The organism is Serratia sp. TSO36 (genome assembly GCF_057808395.1).
In genome coordinates this window covers 48,737-67,846 of record NZ_JBJZOU010000004.1, presented here as the reverse complement: position 1 = coordinate 67,846, position 19,110 = coordinate 48,737, and the positions used below count along the sequence as shown (strand labels likewise).

Genomic DNA, 19,110 nt, shown 5'->3' with positions numbered 1-19,110 from the left:
CAAATGCCGACCCTTTTGCTTTTCTCTGCGCCTGAAACGTCAGGCGATCCCAACCGGGAAAGCCAACACGTCGCTCAGGCTCTCGGCGCCCAGCGCCAGCATCACCAGGCGATCCACGCCCAGCGCCACGCCGGAACATTCCGGCATGCCGTGCTGCAACGCCGCCAACAGGTTGTAGTCGATCGGCTGCTGCGGCAGGCCTCGCTCCGCGCGCTTGCGATTGTCCTGCTCGAAGCGCTGCTGCTGTTCACGGCCGTCGGTCAGCTCGCGGAAACCGTTCGCCAGCTCAATGCCCTTGAAGTACACCTCGAAACGCTCCGCCACGCGGTGGTCTTCGGTGCTGATCTCCGCCAACGCCGCCTGGCTGGCCGGGAAGTGGTAAACGAAAGCCGGCTTTTCACGGCCGATATGCGGCTCCACGCCCACGGTAAACAGCAGCTGCAGCAGCGTATCGCGGTCTTCTTCGGTATCGGCGATGTTGCTCAAGTCGAGCTTGGCCGCCGCTTCACGCAGCTGCGCCTTCTCCGCCGACAGCGGATCGATGTCCAGATGGCGCAGGAACGCCTGCTGATAGGACAGGGTCTCCGCGCTCTCGCAGTCCAGCACCTGTTGCAGCAAATCGTCCACCTCGTTCATCAGGCGGTACATGTCGTAGTGCGGACGGTACCACTCCAGCATGGTGAATTCCGGGTTGTGATGCCGCCCGGCTTCTTCATTGCGGAAGCTGCGCCCCATTTGGTAGATCGGGCCGCTGCCCGCCGCCAGCAGGCGCTTCATATGATATTCCGGGCTGGTCATCATGTATAGCGTCAGGCCCTCTGCCGCCCCCGGCCCGACGAAACGCGTCTCGAACGGGAACAGGTGAACGTCGGTGACCGTCGCCTGGCTCATGGTGGGCGTCTCAACTTCCAGCACGCCACGATCGGCGAAGAAACGCCGGATCTCAGCCAGAATCGCTGCGCGTTTCAACAAATTGGCGATGGGTGCACTAGGCTGCCAGCTTGCCGTTTCGCTCATGGTAATTAACTCCGAAATCAAACAGGGGATGCAGTCTACTCGCATCCTTGCAGCCAAACAAATTCTTCACGATGCACAACCGGCCATAACGCCAATTTCCGATAAATAGGCGGCAAAAGCGCGTTAAAAAGGGTAAAGCACGCCGAACACGCGAAAAGGCAGGCAAGCCTGTTGGTCGAGCGTTAATCGACAAAACAATCGATCACATCAAATTTCGACTACTTAACTTTAGGTATAGTTAATTCCCCATTATTGGTGGGAGATATCTATCCTTAACCTTTAAGCAACATTAATCGGTTCAATTAGTTAGCACCCGAAGAGCTCGCTAAATTTTAAGCATAGATATTTAACTTGCCGTTCTTAACAAGAACATTGGAGGAATGCAGTGCAAACCTTTAACGCCGATCTTGCCATTATTGGGGCCGGGGGCGCTGGTTTACGTGCAGCAATAGCCGCAGCGGAAGCCAATCCCCAACTGAAAATCGCGCTGATCTCTAAGGTCTACCCGATGCGCAGCCATACGGTCGCCGCCGAGGGGGGCTCCGCCGCCGTCACCCAGGATCACGATACCTTCGACTACCACTTCCACGACACCGTCGCCGGCGGCGACTGGCTGTGCGAACAGGACGTGGTCGATCACTTCGTCCATCAGTGCCCACGCGAGATGACCCAGCTCGAGCAGTGGGGTTGCCCGTGGAGCCGCAAACCGGATGGGTCGGTCAACGTGCGGCGCTTCGGCGGCATGAAGATCGAACGCACCTGGTTCGCCGCCGACAAGACCGGCTTCCACATGCTGCACACCCTGTTCCAGACTTCGCTGAAATACCCGCAAATTCAACGCTTCGACGAGCACTTCGTGCTGGATATCCTGGTGGATGACGGCCAGGCGCGCGGCCTGGTGGCGCTCAACATGATGGAAGGCACCCGCGTGCAGATCCGCGCCAACGCAGTGGTGATGGCCACCGGCGGCGCCGGGCGCGTCTACCGCTACAACACCAACGGCGGCATCGTTACCGGCGACGGCATGGGCATGGCGTTCCACCACGGCGTGCCGCTGCGCGACATGGAGTTCGTGCAGTATCACCCGACCGGCCTGCCCGGTTCCGGCATCCTGATGACCGAGGGATGCCGCGGCGAAGGCGGCATCCTGGTGAACAAGGACGGCTACCGTTACCTGCAAGATTATGGCATGGGCCCGGAAACCCCGCTGGGCGAGCCGAAGAACAAATACATGGAGCTGGGCCCGCGCGACAAGGTGTCCCAGGCCTTCTGGCACGAATGGCGCGCCGGCCGCACCATCGCCACCCCGCGCGGCGACGTGGTCTACCTCGATCTGCGCCACCTGGGCGAGAAAAAGCTGCTGGAGCGGCTGCCGTTCATCTGCGAACTGGCCAAGGCCTACGTCGGCGTCGATCCGGTGAAAGATCCGATCCCGGTGCGCCCTACCGCGCACTACACCATGGGCGGCATTGAAACCGATCAGAATTGCGAAACCCGCATCAAGGGGCTGTTCGCGGTCGGCGAATGCTCCTCCGTCGGCCTGCACGGCGCCAACCGTCTCGGCTCCAACTCGCTGGCAGAACTGGTGGTGTTCGGCCGCGTCGCCGGTGAGCACGCGGCGCGTCGCGCGCTGGAAACCGCGCCGGCCAACGGCAGCGCGCTGGATGCGCAAACCCGCGATGTCGAAACCCGCCTGAGCAACCTGATGAAGCAGGAAGGCAACGAAAACTGGGCGAAGATCCGCGACGAAATGGGGCTGTCGATGGAAGAGGGCTGCGGCATCTACCGCACGCCGGAGCTGATGCAAAAAACCATCGATAAGCTGGCGGAGCTGAAAGAGCGCTTCAAGCGCGTCAACATCACCGACAACTCCAGCGTGTTCAACACCGATCTGCTGTACACCATCGAGCTGGGCTACGGCCTGGACGTCGCCGAATGCATGGCGCACTCCGCGTTTAACCGCAAAGAGTCGCGCGGCGCTCACCAGCGCCTGGACGAAGGCTGCACCGAGCGCGACGACGTCAACTTCCTCAAGCATACGCTGGCGTTCCATAACCCGCAGGGCGCGCCGCGTCTCGAATACAGCGACGTGAAAATCACCAAGCTGCCGCCGGCCAAACGCGTCTACGGCGCAGAAGCCGAAGCGCAGGAGAAAAAGAATAAGGAGCAGGCAAATGGCTGAGATGCAAACCCTGAAGATCGAAGTCATGCGCTATAACCCGGAAAGCGACGCCGAGCCGCATTTCGTCACCTACGCCGTGCCTTACGACGAACAGACCTCGCTGCTCGACGCGCTGGGCTACATCAAGGATAACCTGGCGCCGGATCTCTCCTACCGCTGGTCCTGCCGCATGGCGATCTGCGGCTCCTGCGGCATGATGGTCAACCGCGTGCCGAAGCTGGCGTGCAAAACCTTCCTGCGCGATTACGTCGGCGGCATGAAGGTCGAAGCGCTGGGCAACTTCCCGATCGAGCGCGATCTGGTGGTCGACATGACCCACTTCATCGAAAGCCTGGAGGCGATCAAGCCTTACATCATCGGCAACGATCGCAAGCCGGAAGACGGCCCGAACGTGCAGACCCCGGCGCAGATGGCCAAGTATCACCAGTTCTCCGGCTGCATCAACTGCGGCCTGTGCTACGCCGCGTGCCCGCAGTTCGGCCTCAACCCCGAGTTTATCGGCCCGGCGGCGATCACGCTGGCGCACCGCTACAACCTGGACAACCGCGACCACGGCAAGAAACAGCGCATGCCGCAGCTTAACGGCCAAAACGGCGTCTGGAGCTGCACCTTCGTCGGCTATTGCTCAGAAGTCTGTCCGAAACACGTCGATCCCGCCGCCGCCATCCAGCAGGGCAAGGTGGAGAGCGCCAAAGACTTCATGATCGCCATGCTGAAGCCGCAATAAGGGAGAAAATTGCCATGACAACTCAACGTAAGCCCTATGTGCGCACCATGACGCCCACCTGGTGGCAAAAGCTCGGCTTTTACCGTTTCTACATGCTGCGCGAAGGCACCTCGGTGCTGGCGGTCTGGTTCAGCATCGTGCTGCTCTACGGCGTGTTCGCGCTGAAGGGCGGCGCCGAGAGCTGGGCCGGCTTCGTCGGCTTCTTGCAGAACCCGCTGGTGCTGTTGATCAACGTCGTCGCCCTGCTGGCGGCGGCGCTGCACACCAAAACCTGGTTCGATTTGGCGCCGAAGGCCGCCAATATCGTGGTCAACAGCGAGAAAATGGGACCGGGCCCCATCGTGAAAGGGCTGTGGGCCGTCACCATTGTCGTCAGCGTGGTCATCCTGGCCGTGGCCCTGATCTAATCCGGAGGAAACATGATAAATCAAGCACCTAAACGCTCCGACGAGCCGGTTTTCTGGGGATTGTTCGGCGCCGGTGGCATGTGGAGCGCGATCGTCGCGCCGGCCATCGTGCTGCTGGTCGGCATTCTGCTGCCGCTGGGGCTGTTCCCCGGTGAAGCGCTGGGTTACGAGCGCGTGCTAGCATTCTGCCAGAGCCTGATCGGCCGCCTGTTCCTGCTGCTGATGATCATTCTGCCACTGTGGTGCGGCCTGCACCGCATCCACCATGCGATGCACGATCTGAAGATCCACGTATCGGCCGGCAAATGGGTGTTCTACGGTCTGGCGGCGATCCTCAGCGTGGTCACCGTTATCGGCGTCGTCACCCTGTAAACCGCTCAGGCGGCCAACGCCCGTTGGCCGCCCTTTGCTCATCGGCTACACTGTCTACTCGCCCCCGGTAAACAGGAGTCACCGATGCGTTTATGGTCAAAGCTTAGCGTCATGCTTTCCGCCCTGCTCTCCGTCGCTTGCAGCGTCTCCCCGCCCAAAGACATCAAGGTCGTGACCCCTTTCGACAGTCAGCGCTATCTCGGCACCTGGTACGAAATCGCGCGTCTGGATCATCGTTTTGAACGCGGCTTGCAGCGGGTGACCGCCCACTACAGCCCACGCGCCGACGGCGGGCTGAAAGTCATCAATCGCGGCTTCAATCCGCAGAAACAGCAATGGCAAGAAAGCGAAGGCAAAGCCTACTTTATCGGCTCACCGCAGGTCGCGGCGCTGAAAGTGTCGTTCTTCGGCCCCTTCTACGGCGGCTATAACGTGATAGCCCTGGATCCGGAGTATCGCTACGCGCTGGTTTGCGGCCCTAACCGCGACTATCTGTGGATCCTGTCGCGCACCCCGACGCTTGACGCCGGCGTACGCGACAGCTTATTGCAGACGGCCAAAGGCTACGGTTTCGCCACCGATGCGCTGATCTGGGTGCAGCAGCCCGCCGATCAGTGACTGCTGAACTTCAGCCCGAGGATACCGACCACGATCAGGCACAGGCTGATGATACGCGCGATATTGGTCGACTCGCCCAACAGCACCATGCCCATGATGGCCGCGCCCACCGCGCCGATGCCGGTCCACACCGCATAGGCGGTGCCGGCGGGCAGCGTTTTCATCGCGTTGGCCAACAAAAACATGCTGACCACCATCGCGGCGATGGTGATGATGCTCGGCGTCAGCCGGGTAAAACCGTGGGTGTATTTCAGACCGATAGCCCAAACCACTTCAAGCAAACCGGCGATAAGCAGAATAATCCAGGCCATGAGACGGCCTCCCTTCCACTGGGGTCGTCCCCGATATAATGACGCGTAAACGGGTCGTCCCGTTCAGCGGGGTGATAAACGGCGGGTAACCTCACCCGCACTGCGGCAGGATAGCAGCAGCGTTAACGCTCAGGCAAGAGGAGGAAATGCGGCGGCCCTCCGCACGCGGAACGCCGCCGGGTGGAGAACGGATTATTCCGCGCTGCGCTGAATGGCCTTGCCGCCGGCCTGAATGTCCTCACCCACGCCGCGGGTGGTATTACAGGCGGTCAACGAGGTCAAAATCATCAAAGAGAAGATCGCGATAATACTTTTCTTCAGCATAAGAAAGTCCTTATTTGTCGTTGATGAAAAAGTACGGCTTTCTAAGCTTAGTCAAAATTGGCGCAGGGGGTGGAATCGCCACCGGCTTTGTTGCGCAAATACATCGGGTTAAAGGGCGGGATCAGCTGGCCGTGCGCGAAATGGCGCCGCCGAGATGCTGCACGTCTTCGCCGAAACCGCGAAACGTATTGCAACCGCTAAGGGAGAAAAGGAACAACAGGGAGAGCACGGCCAACAACGTTTTCTTGAACATGCGGGTTTTCTGCCAACGAACGGGGATGGGATAAAACAGAGGAACCGCGGGGGTTCCTCTGCTTTGAAACTTATTTAACGCGAGAGACGTATTCGCCAGAGCGAGTGTCAACTTTGATCACTTCGCCGATCTGGACGAACAACGGCACTTTAACCACGGCGCCGGTGCTCAGGGTAGCCGGCTTGCCGCCAGTCCCTGCGGTATCGCCTTTCAGGCCAGGATCGGTATCGGTGATTTCCGCTTCGATGAAGTTCGGCGGTTGAACGGCGATTGGACGGCCATCCCACAGGGTGATGATGCACTCTGCGTTATCCTGCAGCCATTTGGCCGCGTCGCCGACGGTTTTGCCGTCAACCTGATGCTGTTCGAAAGACTCAGGGTGCATGAAGTGGTAGAACTCACCGTCGCTGTACAGGTAGTTCATGTTGGTGTCCATCACGTCTGCGCCTTCGCAAGAATCGGTAGACTTGAAGGTTTTTTCCACGCGGGTGCCGGTCAGCAGACGACGCATTTTCACGCGTGCAAACGCCTGGCCTTTGCCCGGCTTAACGAACTCACTGGCTTCGACGGCGTAAGGTTCGCCCTCGAACATGATTTTAAGACCCGGACGGAAATCGTTGCTAGAATAAGTCGCCATGATGGCCCTCTGAATATTTGAACTGGTAGCTTAGCCAAAAAAATGGCACACATTATAACCCAAAGTACGGCACATAGAGAAGATTGGTTGCATCAACTCGCCGATGTTATTACCGATCCAGATGAATTACTGCAGCTTTTGTCACTGAATACGCACCCGGAACTGCCGCAGGGGCGCGATGCCCGCCGGCTATTTGCCCTGCGCGTGCCACGCGCCTTCGCTGCGCGCATGCGCCCCGGCGATGCCAACGACCCGCTGCTGCGCCAGGTGCTGACCGCCAGAGAGGAGTTCATCAACGCCCCAGGGTTCACCACCGATCCGCTCGATGAGCAGCGCAGCGTGGTGCCGGGCCTGCTGCACAAATACCGCAATCGCGCACTGCTGCTGGTCAAGGGCGGCTGTGCGGTCAACTGCCGTTACTGCTTCCGCCGCCACTTCCCCTATCAGGATAATCAGGGCAACAAGAACAACTGGCGGCAGGCGCTGGATTATATCCGCCAACATCCGGAACTGGACGAGATCATTTTTTCCGGCGGCGATCCGCTGATGGCCAAAGACAGCGAGCTGGAGTGGCTGGTTGGCGAACTGGAAGCCATCCCGCACCTGAAACGCCTGCGCATTCACACCCGTCTGCCGGTGGTGATCCCGGCGCGCATCACGCCGGCGCTGTGCCGCCTGCTATCGGCCTCGCGCCTGCAGGTGCTGATGGTCACGCACATCAACCACGCCAACGAAATTGACCGCGATCTGCAAAGCGCCATGGCGCAGCTGCGTCTCGCCGGCGTCACGCTGCTCAACCAGAGCGTGCTGCTGCGCGACGTCAACGACGATGCCGACACGCTGGCGGCGCTCAGCAACGCGCTGTTCGACGCCGGTATCCTGCCTTACTACATCCACGTGCTGGACAAGGTGCAGGGCGCGGCGCACTTCATGGTCAGCGACGATGAAGCGCGCGCCATCATGCAGGCGCTGCTGAGCAAGGTGTCCGGTTATCTGGTGCCGCGCCTGACGCGCGAAGTGGGCGGCGAACCGAGCAAAACGCCGATCGATCTGCGCCTGATGCAGGAGTGACGTGCGCCAAATGCCGCAACGAAAAGAGGAATGCCGTGGCATTCCTCTTTTTTTATCTCTTTGCGGCTGCGGCCTCAGCGCCTTACGGGCACTTGTAAACCTGACCGACCATTTTGCTGTCCAGCGGTGCGAAGCTGGAGAGCAGATTCTGGCTCGGGCTGTTGGCGCCGTAGATCACGTTGCCGCCCATGGCCGCCGCCTTGTTGCGCAGATCGTTGGCCGCACCGCGCATGGAGCTGCCTTCACCGCCGTTGCCGGACAGCCAGTTGCTCTGGGTGCCGGTCACTTCCCCCAGCAGCTGGCATTCCGCCGCCGGCTTGCTGTCGGTGAACTTGATCTGCTGACCCGCAGCGGTCAGTTCATGAGTGGTGCTGCAACCCGCCAGCAGCATCGCTGCCGAGAGACCCAGTAAGGCTTTAATCCGCATCTTGTTCCCCATTCGATGTTGAGAATTACGCAAAAGCTTATCAGAAAGCGATGCCATCTCTTAAGCATCCGTTGCCACGCGAGCGGGCCAACGTCTTGAGCGACAGCTGATGACTTAACAGTTTACCAGCTAAATCGCCCCCGGCGGCAAAAATATCATCAAATACAGTGCGGCGGCGCGCAGGCATAAAAAAACCCCGGTCGTTTGACCGGGGTTCTCAGCACACCAGCGTGTGGGGGATGATTACATCATGCCGCCCATACCGCCCATGCCGCCCATGCCGCCTGCTGCGCCCAGATCAGGTGCGTCAGCCTTCGGCAGGTCGGTGACCATGCATTCAGTGGTGATCATCAGGCCAGCCACGGAAGCCGCGTACTGCAGAGCAGAACGGGTCACTTTGGTTGGATCCAGGATACCCATCGCGATCATGTCGCCGTATTCTTCAGAGTAAGCGTTGTAGCCGTAGCTGCCTTCGCCCGCTTTCACCTGGTTGGCGATAACGGAAGCTTCTTCACCGGCGTTCACCACGATCTGACGCAGAGGGGCTTCCATTGCGCGCAGCGCAACTTTGATACCCACGTTCTGGTCTTCGTTGTCGCCTTTCAGCGCGGCGATTTTGCCTGCAACGCGGATCAGCGCTACGCCACCGCCGGCAACCACGCCTTCTTCCACTGCGGCGCGGGTCGCGTGCAGGGCGTCTTCAACGCGGGCTTTCTTCTCTTTCATTTCAACTTCAGTCGCTGCGCCAACCTTGATAACGGCAACGCCGCCGGCCAGTTTCGCTACGCGCTCCTGCAGTTTTTCACGATCGTAGTCAGAGGTCGCTTCTTCGATCTGCTGACGGATCTGAGCAACGCGGCCCTGGATGGTCGCTTCGTCGCCCACGCCATCGATGATGATGGTGGTGTCTTTGTTGATCACAACGCGTTTTGCCTGGCCCAGGTCTTCCAGGGTGGCTTTTTCCAGCTCCAGACCGATCTCTTCAGAGATAACGGTACCGGCAGTCAGGGTTGCGATGTCCTGCAGCATGGCTTTACGGCGGTCGCCGAAGCCAGGCGCCTTAACGGCAGCCACTTTCACGATGCCGCGCATGGTGTTGACCACCAGGGTCGCCAGCGCTTCGCCTTCAACGTCTTCAGCGATGATCAGCAGCGGCTTGCCTGCTTTGGCAACGGCTTCCAGCACCGGCAGCATTTCGCGGATGTTGGAGATCTTTTTGTCAGCCAGCAGGATGAACGGGCTTTCCAGCTCAACAGAACCGGTTTCCGGCTTGTTGATGAAGTATGGGGACAGGTAACCGCGGTCGAACTGCATACCTTCAACCACGTCCAACTCGTCTTGCAGGCCGGTGCCTTCTTCAACGGTGATAACGCCTTCTTTGCCCACTTTCTCCATCGCTTCCGCGATCAGTTTACCCACGGTTTCGTCGGAGTTGGCGGAGATGGTGCCTACCTGAGCGATAGCTTTGGAATCGGAGCAAGGTACGGACAGTTTCTTCAGTTCTTCAACCGCGGCGACAACCGCTTTGTCGATGCCGCGCTTCAGATCCATCGGGTTCATGCCTGCAGCAACCGCTTTCAGGCCTTCGGTGATGATGGATTGAGCCAGTACGGTTGCCGTGGTGGTGCCGTCGCCCGCCGCGTCGTTCGCTTTGGAGGCCACTTCTTTCACCATCTGTGCACCCATGTTCTCGAACTTGTCTTCCAGTTCGATTTCACGCGCAACGGAAACGCCGTCTTTGGTGATGGTCGGTGCGCCGAAAGATTTATCCAGCACTACGTTGCGGCCTTTCGGGCCCAGGGTCACTTTTACTGCATCAGCGAGAACATTCACGCCGCGGAGCATTTTCACGCGAGCGTCATTGCCGAATTTTACGTCTTTAGCTGCCATTGGTATTTCCCTTCAACTCGTTCAGTTCAGAAGATAAAGCGCAATTACGCTTCAACAATTGCCAGAATGTCGCTTTCGGACATGATCAACACTTCTTCATTGTCGATCTTCTCTGCTTTCACGCCGTAGCCGTCGTTGAAAATCACGATATCGCCAACTTTCACATCCAGCGGTTGGATGTTGCCGTTTTCCAGCACACGCCCTTTACCCACTGCAACCACTTCACCGCGAGTGGATTTGCCCGCAGCAGAGCCAGTCAGGACGATGCCGCCAGCAGATTTTGATTCAACTTCTTTGCGCTTGACGATAACGCGGTCATGCAATGGACGAATACTCATTGAACGCTCTCCTGTAAGAAGGTCTCTATCAGATTTAGGGTTGTACACCGGATGGTTGTTATTACCGGCCTCGTGGCATTTGAGATGGGGGCGTTCCAGCCCCCTTCAAGGGGGCTAACGAAAAAAATTTCGCATTTTTGGCCGCGCGGGTGCTACAGAGAGAAAAAACGCGGCCTGAGCCGCGTTTGCTTAACGATCGTGAGGCTTGCGCTCCTCGTCCGGGCGGTGTTCCAGCACCGAGCGTTCGTCGTCCTTGCGCTGGAATTCACCGTCGAAGGTGTTGCCGTTGGCGGCGTCACCGCCCGTCCAACCGCCGGGGCGATAAACCGACAGATGCGGCATCAGCTTCAGCGTCAGCGTTTTTTGCACCGGCGGCAGCAGCAGCAACAGGCCGAGGAAGTCGGTGAAGAAGCCCGGGATCAGCAGCAGGAAGCCCGCCAGCACCAGCGACACGCTTTTCACCATTTCCGCCGCCGGGCTTTCGCCGGCCGCCAGTTTTTGCTGCATCTGCACGAAGGTTTTCATGCCCTGATTGCGCACCAGCGAAATGCCGACGCAGGAGCTGAACACCACCAGCAGCAGGGTGACAGCCACGCCGAGCACGGCGGCGACTTTGATAAAGATGGATATTTCTATGTAAGCCAGCAGAAATATCAGCAGTAGCGGTAACCAGCGCACCTGGTTCTCCTATCGGTAGGTAAAGCGCGGCCGCCACGGGGCGACGGCGCGAAAAAAGAGGCCGTAAACGGCCGACACCATTACAATGAGGGCATCCCCCCACCATTTCAACCGAGAGCCGGTTTTTATTGCTAAAGTTCACAAACGTGAAAGAAGTCACAGAACCGGAAAAGGGCATATCCTTAAACACCATAAGGTGATCTGGATTCAGTCATTTCTTACCAACCAGCATATGATCTGGGCAGCAACGGGCGATTTGGTTAATCGTTTCACGCCCCAAGCCTTCGGCAACATTAATTTAGGCTGTGCCCTTATTAGCCTTGACCTGACACATTATTAATTCGGCAGCAACACATAGAGAAGGTTCTCATGTCAAACAACATTCGTATCGAAGAAGACCTGTTAGGAACACGTGAAGTCCCCGCAGACGCTTACTACGGAGTCCACACTCTGCGTGCGATTGAAAACTTCTACATCAGCAACAGCAAAATCAGCGATGTCCCCGAGTTCGTTCGCGGCATGGTGATGGTGAAAAAGGCCGCGGCGATGGCCAACAAAGAACTCAAAACCATCCCGCGCAAAATCGCCGACGTGATCATCCAGGCCTGCGACGAGGTGCTGGATAAAGGCAAGTGCATGGATCAGTTCCCGGTGGACGTGTTCCAGGGCGGCGCAGGCACCTCGCTGAACATGAACACCAACGAAGTGCTGGCGAACATCGGCCTGGAGCTGATGGGCCACCAAAAAGGCGAATACCAGTACCTGAACCCGAACGATCACCTCAATAAGTGCCAGTCCACCAACGACGCCTACCCGACCGGGTTCCGCATCGCGGTGTACGCCTCCAACCAGAAGCTGATCGACGCCATCAACCAGCTGCGCGAAGGCTTCGACCGCAAGGCGAAAGAGTTCGAAACCATCCTGAAAATGGGCCGCACCCAGCTGCAGGACGCGGTACCGATGACCCTCGGCCAGGAATTCCACGCCTTCAGCGTGCTGCTGAACGAAGAGACCCGCAACCTGCACCGCACCGCGGAGCTGCTGCTGGAAGTGAACCTGGGCGCCACCGCCATCGGCACCGCGCTCAACACCCCGGAAGGCTATCAGCCGCTGGCGGTGCAAAAACTGGCGGAAGTCAGCGGCCTGCCGGTGGTGCCGGCGGAAGACCTGATCGAGGCCACCTCCGACTGCGGCGCCTACGTGATGGTGCACAGCGCGCTCAAACGCCTGGCGGTGAAACTGTCCAAAATCTGTAACGACCTGCGCCTGCTCTCCTCCGGCCCGCGCGCCGGCCTGAACGAAATCAACCTGCCAGAGCTGCAGGCGGGGTCGTCCATCATGCCGGCCAAAGTGAACCCGGTGGTGCCGGAAGTGGTCAATCAGGTGTGTTTCAAGGTGATTGGCAACGACACTTGCGTTACCATGGCGGCCGAAGCGGGCCAGCTGCAGCTGAACGTGATGGAGCCGGTGATCGGCCAGGCGATGTTCGAGTCGATCCACATCCTGACCAACGCCTGCTACAACCTGCTGGAAAAATGCATTAACGGCATCACCGCGAATAAAGAAGTCTGCGAACACTACGTCTTCAACTCGATCGGTATCGTCACCTATCTGAACCCGTTCATCGGCCACCATAACGGTGACATCGTCGGGAAGATCTGCGCCGAAACCGGCAAGAGCGTGCGTGAAGTGGTGCTGGAACGCGGCCTGCTGACCGAAGCCGAGCTGGATGACATCTTCTCCGTGGAGAACCTGATGCACCCGGCCTATAAAGCCAAACGCTATACGGATGAAAATGAACAATAACAGACCAACCCGGTAGCCCTGAAAGGCACGCTAAATCCTCTGGATAGCGTGCCTTTTTACTTTTAGGCGCCCACAAAATTTTAACGTTTGATTTTCAATTTCTCTCATTTTAAGGAGTAAACACTATGCTAGCCGTAGAATTGGTTATCGTTCTGCTGGCCATCTTTTTAGGGGCCAGGTTGGGCGGTATCGGTATCGGGTTCGCGGGGGGATTGGGCGTTCTGGTCCTGGCGCTGATCGGCGTCAAGCCGGGCAGCATTCCCTTCGACGTGATTTCCATCATCATGGCGGTGATCGCGGCGATCTCCGCCATGCAGGTCGCCGGGGGGATGGATTACCTGGTGCAGCAGACCGAAAAGCTGCTGCGCAAGAACCCCAAGCACATCACCATTCTCGCCCCTATCGTCACCTACTTCCTCACCATCTTCGCCGGCACCGGCAACATCTCGCTCTCGGCGCTGCCGGTGATCGCCGAAGTGGCGAAAGAACAGGGCATCAAGCCTTGCCGGCCGCTGTCGACCGCCGTGGTGTCCGCCCAGATCGCCATCACCGCCTCGCCGATCTCCGCCGCGGTGGTGTACATGTCTTCGGTGATGGAAGGCCACGGCGTCAGCTACCTGCACCTGCTGATGGTGGTGATCCCGTCCACCTTCTGCGCCGTGCTGGTGATGTCGCTGCTGGTGACCTGGCTGTTCGACTCCAAGCTGTCTAACGATCCGGTGTACCTGAAACGCCTGGAAGAAGGCCTGATCACCCTGCGCGGCAACAACGCGCTGGCGATCAAGCCGCGCGCCAAAACCTCGGTGCTGCTGTTCCTGCTGGGCGTGCTGTGCGTGGTCGCCTACGCCATCATCAACAGCCCGGGCCTTGGCCTGGTGGCCAAGCCGCTGATGAACACCACCAACGCCATCCTGATCATCATGCTGAGCGTCGCCACGCTGACCACCCTGCTGTGCCGCGTCGACACCGACATGGTGCTGAACTCCAGCACCTTCAAGGCGGGCATGAGCGCCTGTATCTGTATCCTCGGCGTCGCCTGGTTGGGCGATACCTTCGTGCAGGCCAACATCGACTGGATCAAAGAGACGGCCGGCAGCGTCATTCAGGCGCACCCGTGGCTGCTGGCGGTGATCTTCTTCTTCTGCTCGGCGCTGCTGTACTCGCAGGCCGCTACCGCCAAGGCGCTGATGCCGATGGCGCTGGCGCTGAACGTGTCGCCGCTGACCGCCGTCGCCTCCTTCGCCGCCGTCTCCGGCCTGTTCATCCTGCCGACCTACCCGACGCTGGTCGCCGCGGTGCAGATGGACGATACCGGCACCACGCGTATCGGCCGCTTCGTGTTCAACCACCCGTTCTTCATTCCCGGCACCATGGGCGTGATTTTCGCCGTGGTATTCGGCTTCCTGCTCGGCAGCATCATGCTGTAACGCTCCGACCGGGGCTGCGGCCCCGGTTTTCCTTCTGGCGATAAACTCGCCTTCTAGCCAATCCACCTTCAGGGTATAGTGCCCATTCGAACCGATGAGAGGGCTGAAGATGTCTGATTGCGAAGCTGTCGTCATACTCTGTACCGCACCCGATGAAGCCAGCGCCCAGGAACTGGCGGCGCGGGTCCTGGGCGATAAGCTGGCGGCCTGCGCCACGCTGCTGCCCGGCGCCACCTCGCTGTATTACTGGGAAGGGAAACTGGAACAGGAATACGAAGTGCAGATGCTGTTCAAAAGCGATCGCCGCCGTCAGCAGGCCCTGCTCGACACCCTGAAACAACATCACCCTTACCAGACGCCCGAGCTGCTGGTGCTGCCGGTGATGGCCGGAGATAAAGACTACCTGTTATGGATCAACGCTTCCTTAAACTGATTTTGCTGCTGTGCAGCCTGTTCTTCCTGCCGCAGGCGGCGCAGGCTTCGCTGTTCGCGCCGAAGGGCGGCAGCCAGTTCGTGCCTGTCGATCAGGCCTTCGCCTTCGATTTCAAACAGCAAGGCAGCCAGGTGACGCTGAACTGGCAGATCCGCCCCGGCTACTACCTGTATCGCCAGCAGATCAAACTGGTGCCGCAGCAGGCGACGCTGGGCGCCTTTACCCTGCCCGAAGGGCTGAGCCACAAGGACGAGTTCTTCGGCGAAGTGGCGATTTTCAAGCAGCAGCTGAATCTGCAGGTGCCGCTGCAACAGGCGGCGGCCAACGCCAGCCTCAGCGTCACCTATCAGGGCTGCGCCGAGGCCGGCTTCTGCTATCCGCCGGAAACCCGCATCATCCCGCTGGATGCCGTCAGCGCCGGCGATGTCGCCCCGCTCCCGGCGGCTGCCCCTGCGCCAACCGAACAGCCCGCTACGCCGGCCAGCCTGCCGTTCTCGCCGCTGTGGGCGCTGCTGATCGGCATCGGCATCGCCTTCACTCCGTGCGTGCTGCCGATGTACCCGCTGATCTCCGGCATCATCCTCGGCCGCGACCGGCCGCAAAGCAGCGGCCGCATTCTGGCGCTGGCGGTGGTTTACGTGCAGGGCATGGCGCTCACCTACACCCTGCTGGGGCTGGTGGTGGCCGCCGCCGGCCTGCAGTTCCAGGCGGCGCTGCAGCACCCTTACGTGCTGATCGGCCTGTCGGTGCTGTTTATCGCGCTGGCGCTGTCGATGTTCGGCCTCTATTCCCTGCAGCTGCCCTCGGCGCTGCAAACCCGGCTGGCGAACTGGAGCAACACCCAGCGCGGCGGCTCGCTGACCGGCGTGTTCCTGATGGGCGCCCTGGCCGGGCTGATTTGCTCGCCCTGCACCACCGCGCCGCTCAGCGCCATCCTGCTGTATATCGCCCAGAGCGGTAACCTGTGGGCCGGCGGCGGCACGCTGTACCTGTACGCGCTGGGGATGGGCATTCCGCTGGTGATCGTCACCCTGTTCGGCAACCGCCTGCTGCCGCGCAGCGGCCCGTGGATGCAGTACGTGAAAGAGGCCTTCGGCTTCGTCATCCTGGCGCTGCCGGTGTTCCTGCTGGAGCGGGTGATCGGCGATCTGTGGGGCCTGCGTCTGTGGAGCCTGCTCGGCCTGGCGTTCTTCGGCTGGGCCTTCGCTCTGAGCCTGAGAAGCGCGCGCGGCTGGGCGCGCGCCCTGCAGCTTCTGCTGCTGGCGGCGGCGGTGATCGCCGCGCGGCCGCTGCAGGACTGGGCCTTCGGCGCCGATCAGACGCAGCAGGCGGCTCAGCCGCACCTGACGTTTACCCGCATCAACAACGTCGAGCAGTTAGATCTGGCGCTGCAACAGGCGCGGGGCAAGCCGGTGATGCTGGACCTGTACGCCGACTGGTGCGTAGCCTGTAAAGAGTTCGAGAAATACACCTTCAGCGATGCGGCGGTGCAGGCGAGCCTGGCCAACGCGGTGCTGCTGCAGGCGGACGTCACCGCCAACGGCGCGGAACAGGCGGCGCTGCTGAAGCATTTGCAGGTACTGGGGTTACCCACGATCCTGTTCTTCGATCCGGCGGGCCAGGAGCTGACGGCCGAGCGGGTCACCGGTTTTATGAAGGCGGAAGCCTTCAACGCGCATTTGCAGAAAGTGATGCGATAACTGACACTGAAGATCGGAAGCGAATGGGAGGAAGCACAAGTGCAACGTGAACACGTCCTTGATACCGCGCTGGGCCTGTTGGAACAACAGGGCCTGGCGACCGCCACATTAGAGATGCTGGCGGAAAAACTCGACGTTCAGCCCGGCGATCTCAAACGGTTCTGGCCGGATCGCGAAGCGCTGCTGTACGACTGCCTGCGCTACCACGGCCAACAGATCGACACCTGGCGCCGCCAGCTGCTGCTGGACGAAAACCTGAGCCCGCAGCAAAAACTGCTGGCGCGCTATGACGTGCTGGCGGAATACGTGCAGCACGACCGCTATCCCGGCTGCCTGTTTATCGCCGCCTGCAGCTTCTTCCCGGAAACGGATCATCCGATCCACCAGCTGGCGGAGCAGCAAAAGCTGACCTCGCTGGAGCTGACCCGCGAACTGCTGCGCGAAATGGACGCCGACGACGCCGACATGGTGGCGCAGCAAATGGAATTGATTCAGGAAGGCTGCCTGAGCAAACTGCTGGTAAAACGCCAGCTCCAGGACGTATCGGTCGCCAAACGGCTGGCGGAAGACATCTTGCAGGTGGCGCAGTGCCGCCGCAACGGGGCGCTAAGCTAGGCGAGCCGCGCTTGCGGCGCCGTCAGCCCAAGGAGATAGCCTGAACAGGCGCAATTTTTGCGCCCTTTGCCTGAAAAGCCAGCAACCGGACGCGTTTTAACGCCTTTCATGCATAAAGCCGTTGACGGCCATCGGCCAATACGGTTTAATGCTGCCCGTTGCCCGGATAGCTCAGTCGGTAGAGCAGGGGATTGAAAATCCCCGTGTCCTTGGTTCGATTCCGAGTCCGGGCACCATATTTAGAGAACCCAGCCTATGGCTGGGTTTTTGCTTTTCAGGGACAGGACTCTCCATCGAACTACGTTCGATTATTCGGCCAAAGGCCTCACCCTTCGGGCCAGCGCTGAAGCGCTGTTCAACACGGCGCCAGCGCCGGTTGTCCGAGTCCGGTCGCCCTATTTAGAAGAACCCGCCCAAAAGGCGGGTTTTTGCTTTTCAGGGCCAGGACTCTCCATCGAACTGCGTTCGATTATTCGGCCAAAGGCCTCACCCTGCGGGCCAGCGCTGAAGCGTTGTTCAACACGGCGCCAGCGCCGGTTGTCCGAGTCCGGTCGCCCTATTTAGAGAACCCTGCCTATGGCTGGTTTTTTGCTTTCCGAGATACGGACTCGTCATCGAGCCGCTCGGTGATTGCAATTAGCCCCACAGCCACCGTCGCATCGTTCTGTCAACCATCTCTCCCTGTAGCATCAAACGCCTTTTTTTCATACGTTTCGCATGCATAAAAAATGAAAACACACTCAAGCAAAACAGTAATATCGCCAGAAAAAATAAACTCACTGTACCTTCCTTTGGCAACGCTTATTGGCGCGCTTTATTTCTAAAAAACCACCTAGCCAGATACCGGACTGGTATTATTCCCCAAAGTTATCTTTAGAACTGAATCCATAGCACTCTCCGACCAGGATCACAAAAAAAGCAGAGAGGCATCCCTGCTTTTTAATATGAATAATGACTACTGACAGATGGCGGCATACTTTTCATAACGGCTGCAGAAAAATGGAATTCTACGTCTCATCCTTCTCTTTTCTTTCGGTTTTTCGGCACCGTTACTTTCCCCTATTCATTGTCCCACACGTTGATCGTTACCGTTCAGACATACCCCGACACTGCTGTTTCCAGCGCAGTTTAAGCCAACATACACACAAGTTGGCAGCGTCGCGTAGACGAGAGTCAATGAAATAACGCACCTTGAGCAGACTTGTAATATGTAAAACCAATAGATAAATAAAAAACATTCACAATGCAAATTTAATTATAAAAATAAAACCCAGACAGAGATAAAAATATAGCAAAAATAAAAAACAAAACATCCCTCATCACGGTTAGGAATATTCTCCCTCATGAGAAATCAGCCAATAAATAAAGTCGTGAGACCGTCTCAGCATCATTTTACTCATCACCGAGCGCTTGTGGCTATGCACCGTTTTTACGCTTACGCCCAGCACCCGGGCGGTTTGCGATTGATCGAACCCACGCCGTAAATAGCTCATCACTTGCCGCTCTCGAAGCGTCAGCGCGTGGCGCTCACGCAAACAGGCTGCGCCGGTGCCATTCAGCGTTTCAGTCAGCAGCTCAAACAAACGATGCTGACTGTCAGTTCGATACAGCACCTGTGGCGCTTCCCGCAACGGCGTTATCGTTCTTTCCTTGATAGTCACAACCGGCGTCATCGCACGGGTAACGCTACTTCTCCGCCAACGCTGAGCACGCCGGCGAGAGGAAACGATCACCATATCCGCTTGTATTTCGGCATCCGGCCTTAAAAAATTCACGGTCTTCTGATGGGTTAGCGCATACTCACCGATGCTTTGCTCCAGCCCCGCCGCGAAATAACGATTCTCATCATCTATAACAATATTTATTGTTTTCATTTC

The 19,110-nt window shown here is 58.9% G+C and carries 21 protein-coding genes and 1 tRNA gene; 12 read left to right on the top strand and 10 right to left on the bottom strand.

The window, feature by feature from the left end; genetic code table 11:
• Positions 1-39 precede the first annotated feature (39 nt).
• On the bottom strand, positions 40-1,017 hold the full coding sequence (gene epmA / locus ACK3CV_RS02090; protein ID WP_004929681.1) for an elongation factor P--(R)-beta-lysine ligase: 978 nt from the start codon (positions 1,015-1,017) through the stop codon (positions 40-42).
• Positions 1,018-1,402: 385 nt separating this feature from the next.
• Here epmA and frdA point away from each other — a divergent pair, with 385 nt between their 5' ends.
• The 5 genes from frdA (at position 1,403) to blc (ending at position 5,323) form a co-directional block, all read left to right on the top strand.
• The gene (gene frdA, locus ACK3CV_RS02085) at positions 1,403-3,199 is read left to right on the top strand and encodes a fumarate reductase (quinol) flavoprotein subunit (RefSeq protein WP_033638926.1); all 1,797 of its coding nucleotides are present in this window, start codon (positions 1,403-1,405) and stop codon (positions 3,197-3,199) included.
• Entirely contained in the window at positions 3,192-3,926 is a 735-nt protein-coding gene (locus ACK3CV_RS02080) for a succinate dehydrogenase/fumarate reductase iron-sulfur subunit (protein ID WP_033648713.1), read from the top strand. Before frdA ends, ACK3CV_RS02080 begins: the two co-directional genes overlap by 8 nt.
• Before the next feature lie 14 nt (positions 3,927-3,940).
• Positions 3,941-4,333, top strand: coding sequence for a fumarate reductase subunit FrdC (gene frdC / locus ACK3CV_RS02075; protein WP_004929673.1), 393 nt, complete (start codon positions 3,941-3,943; stop codon positions 4,331-4,333).
• A 12-nt stretch (positions 4,334-4,345) separates the two neighbouring features.
• Entirely contained in the window at positions 4,346-4,705 is a 360-nt protein-coding gene (gene frdD, locus ACK3CV_RS02070; protein WP_489009790.1) for a fumarate reductase subunit FrdD, read from the top strand.
• Between the two features lie 84 nt (positions 4,706-4,789).
• A complete protein-coding gene (gene blc / locus ACK3CV_RS02065) occupies positions 4,790-5,323 on the top strand; it encodes an outer membrane lipoprotein Blc (RefSeq protein WP_033654885.1) in 534 nt (177 codons plus the stop codon).
• Here the strand turns inward: blc and sugE are convergent.
• The 4 genes from sugE to efp all read right to left on the bottom strand — a co-directional run bounded on the left by sugE (position 5,317) and on the right by efp (position 6,848).
• Positions 5,317-5,634, bottom strand: a complete 318-nt coding sequence (gene sugE / locus ACK3CV_RS02060; RefSeq protein WP_161725155.1) for a quaternary ammonium compound efflux SMR transporter SugE — start codon at positions 5,632-5,634, stop codon at positions 5,317-5,319. The genes blc and sugE overlap by 7 nt on opposite strands.
• A 192-nt stretch (positions 5,635-5,826) precedes the next feature.
• Positions 5,827-5,958, bottom strand: a complete 132-nt coding sequence (locus ACK3CV_RS02055) for an entericidin A/B family lipoprotein (protein WP_033636766.1) — start codon at positions 5,956-5,958, stop codon at positions 5,827-5,829.
• A 121-nt stretch (positions 5,959-6,079) separates the two neighbouring features.
• Complete coding sequence (locus ACK3CV_RS02050) at positions 6,080-6,211, bottom strand: entericidin A/B family lipoprotein (RefSeq protein ID WP_019453400.1); 132 nt, start codon at positions 6,209-6,211, stop codon at positions 6,080-6,082.
• Between the two features lie 70 nt (positions 6,212-6,281).
• Positions 6,282-6,848, bottom strand: a complete 567-nt coding sequence (gene efp / locus ACK3CV_RS02045; RefSeq protein ID WP_004929666.1) for an elongation factor P — start codon at positions 6,846-6,848, stop codon at positions 6,282-6,284.
• Between the two features lie 42 nt (positions 6,849-6,890).
• Here efp and epmB point away from each other — a divergent pair, with 42 nt between their 5' ends.
• Positions 6,891-7,919: an EF-P beta-lysylation protein EpmB gene (gene epmB, locus ACK3CV_RS02040; protein WP_033636765.1), complete on the top strand. Its 1,029-nt coding sequence runs from the start codon at positions 6,891-6,893 to the stop codon at positions 7,917-7,919.
• An 82-nt stretch (positions 7,920-8,001) separates the two neighbouring features.
• Here epmB and ACK3CV_RS02035 read toward each other — a convergent pair whose 3' ends face one another.
• The 4 genes from ACK3CV_RS02035 to ACK3CV_RS02020 all read right to left on the bottom strand — a co-directional run bounded on the left by ACK3CV_RS02035 (position 8,002) and on the right by ACK3CV_RS02020 (position 11,252).
• Positions 8,002-8,346 (bottom strand): DUF4156 domain-containing protein, encoded by a 345-nt coding sequence (locus ACK3CV_RS02035; RefSeq protein ID WP_025305007.1) that lies wholly within the window; start codon positions 8,344-8,346, stop codon positions 8,002-8,004.
• A gap of 243 nt (positions 8,347-8,589) precedes the next feature.
• Positions 8,590-10,236 (bottom strand): chaperonin GroEL, encoded by a 1,647-nt coding sequence (gene groL, locus ACK3CV_RS02030; protein ID WP_004929662.1) that lies wholly within the window; start codon positions 10,234-10,236, stop codon positions 8,590-8,592.
• A gap of 44 nt (positions 10,237-10,280) precedes the next feature.
• The gene (locus ACK3CV_RS02025) at positions 10,281-10,574 is read right to left on the bottom strand and encodes a co-chaperone GroES (protein WP_004929661.1); all 294 of its coding nucleotides are present in this window, start codon (positions 10,572-10,574) and stop codon (positions 10,281-10,283) included.
• A 189-nt stretch (positions 10,575-10,763) separates the two neighbouring features.
• Positions 10,764-11,252 carry an FxsA family protein gene (locus ACK3CV_RS02020; protein WP_033636764.1) on the bottom strand — a complete coding sequence of 163 codons (489 nt, stop codon included), beginning with the start codon at positions 11,250-11,252 and terminating at the stop codon, positions 10,764-10,766.
• Between the two features lie 369 nt (positions 11,253-11,621).
• Between ACK3CV_RS02020 and aspA the strand changes: the two genes are divergently transcribed.
• From aspA to ACK3CV_RS01990, 6 genes are all read left to right on the top strand, one after another.
• On the top strand, positions 11,622-13,058 hold the full coding sequence (gene aspA, locus ACK3CV_RS02015) for an aspartate ammonia-lyase (protein WP_004929659.1): 1,437 nt from the start codon (positions 11,622-11,624) through the stop codon (positions 13,056-13,058).
• A 125-nt stretch (positions 13,059-13,183) separates the two neighbouring features.
• Positions 13,184-14,485 (top strand): anaerobic C4-dicarboxylate transporter, encoded by a 1,302-nt coding sequence (locus ACK3CV_RS02010; protein ID WP_164038670.1) that lies wholly within the window; start codon positions 13,184-13,186, stop codon positions 14,483-14,485.
• Positions 14,486-14,594: 109 nt separating this feature from the next.
• Entirely contained in the window at positions 14,595-14,918 is a 324-nt protein-coding gene (cutA, locus tag ACK3CV_RS02005) for a divalent cation tolerance protein CutA (protein WP_004929657.1), read from the top strand.
• Positions 14,894-16,618 (top strand): protein-disulfide reductase DsbD, encoded by a 1,725-nt coding sequence (locus ACK3CV_RS02000; protein WP_060438179.1) that lies wholly within the window; start codon positions 14,894-14,896, stop codon positions 16,616-16,618. Before cutA ends, ACK3CV_RS02000 begins: the two co-directional genes overlap by 25 nt.
• A 39-nt stretch (positions 16,619-16,657) precedes the next feature.
• On the top strand, positions 16,658-17,233 hold the full coding sequence (gene dicD / locus ACK3CV_RS01995) for a division control transcriptional repressor DicD (protein WP_033636761.1): 576 nt from the start codon (positions 16,658-16,660) through the stop codon (positions 17,231-17,233).
• A gap of 160 nt (positions 17,234-17,393) precedes the next feature.
• Positions 17,394-17,469 (top strand) — tRNA-Phe (locus ACK3CV_RS01990).
• A gap of 1,089 nt (positions 17,470-18,558) precedes the next feature.
• On the opposite strand, the gene ACK3CV_RS01985 is transcribed toward ACK3CV_RS01990, so the two are convergent.
• A complete protein-coding gene (locus tag ACK3CV_RS01985) occupies positions 18,559-19,107 on the bottom strand; it encodes a helix-turn-helix transcriptional regulator (protein ID WP_164040433.1) in 549 nt (182 codons plus the stop codon).
• Positions 19,108-19,110 lie beyond the last annotated feature (3 nt).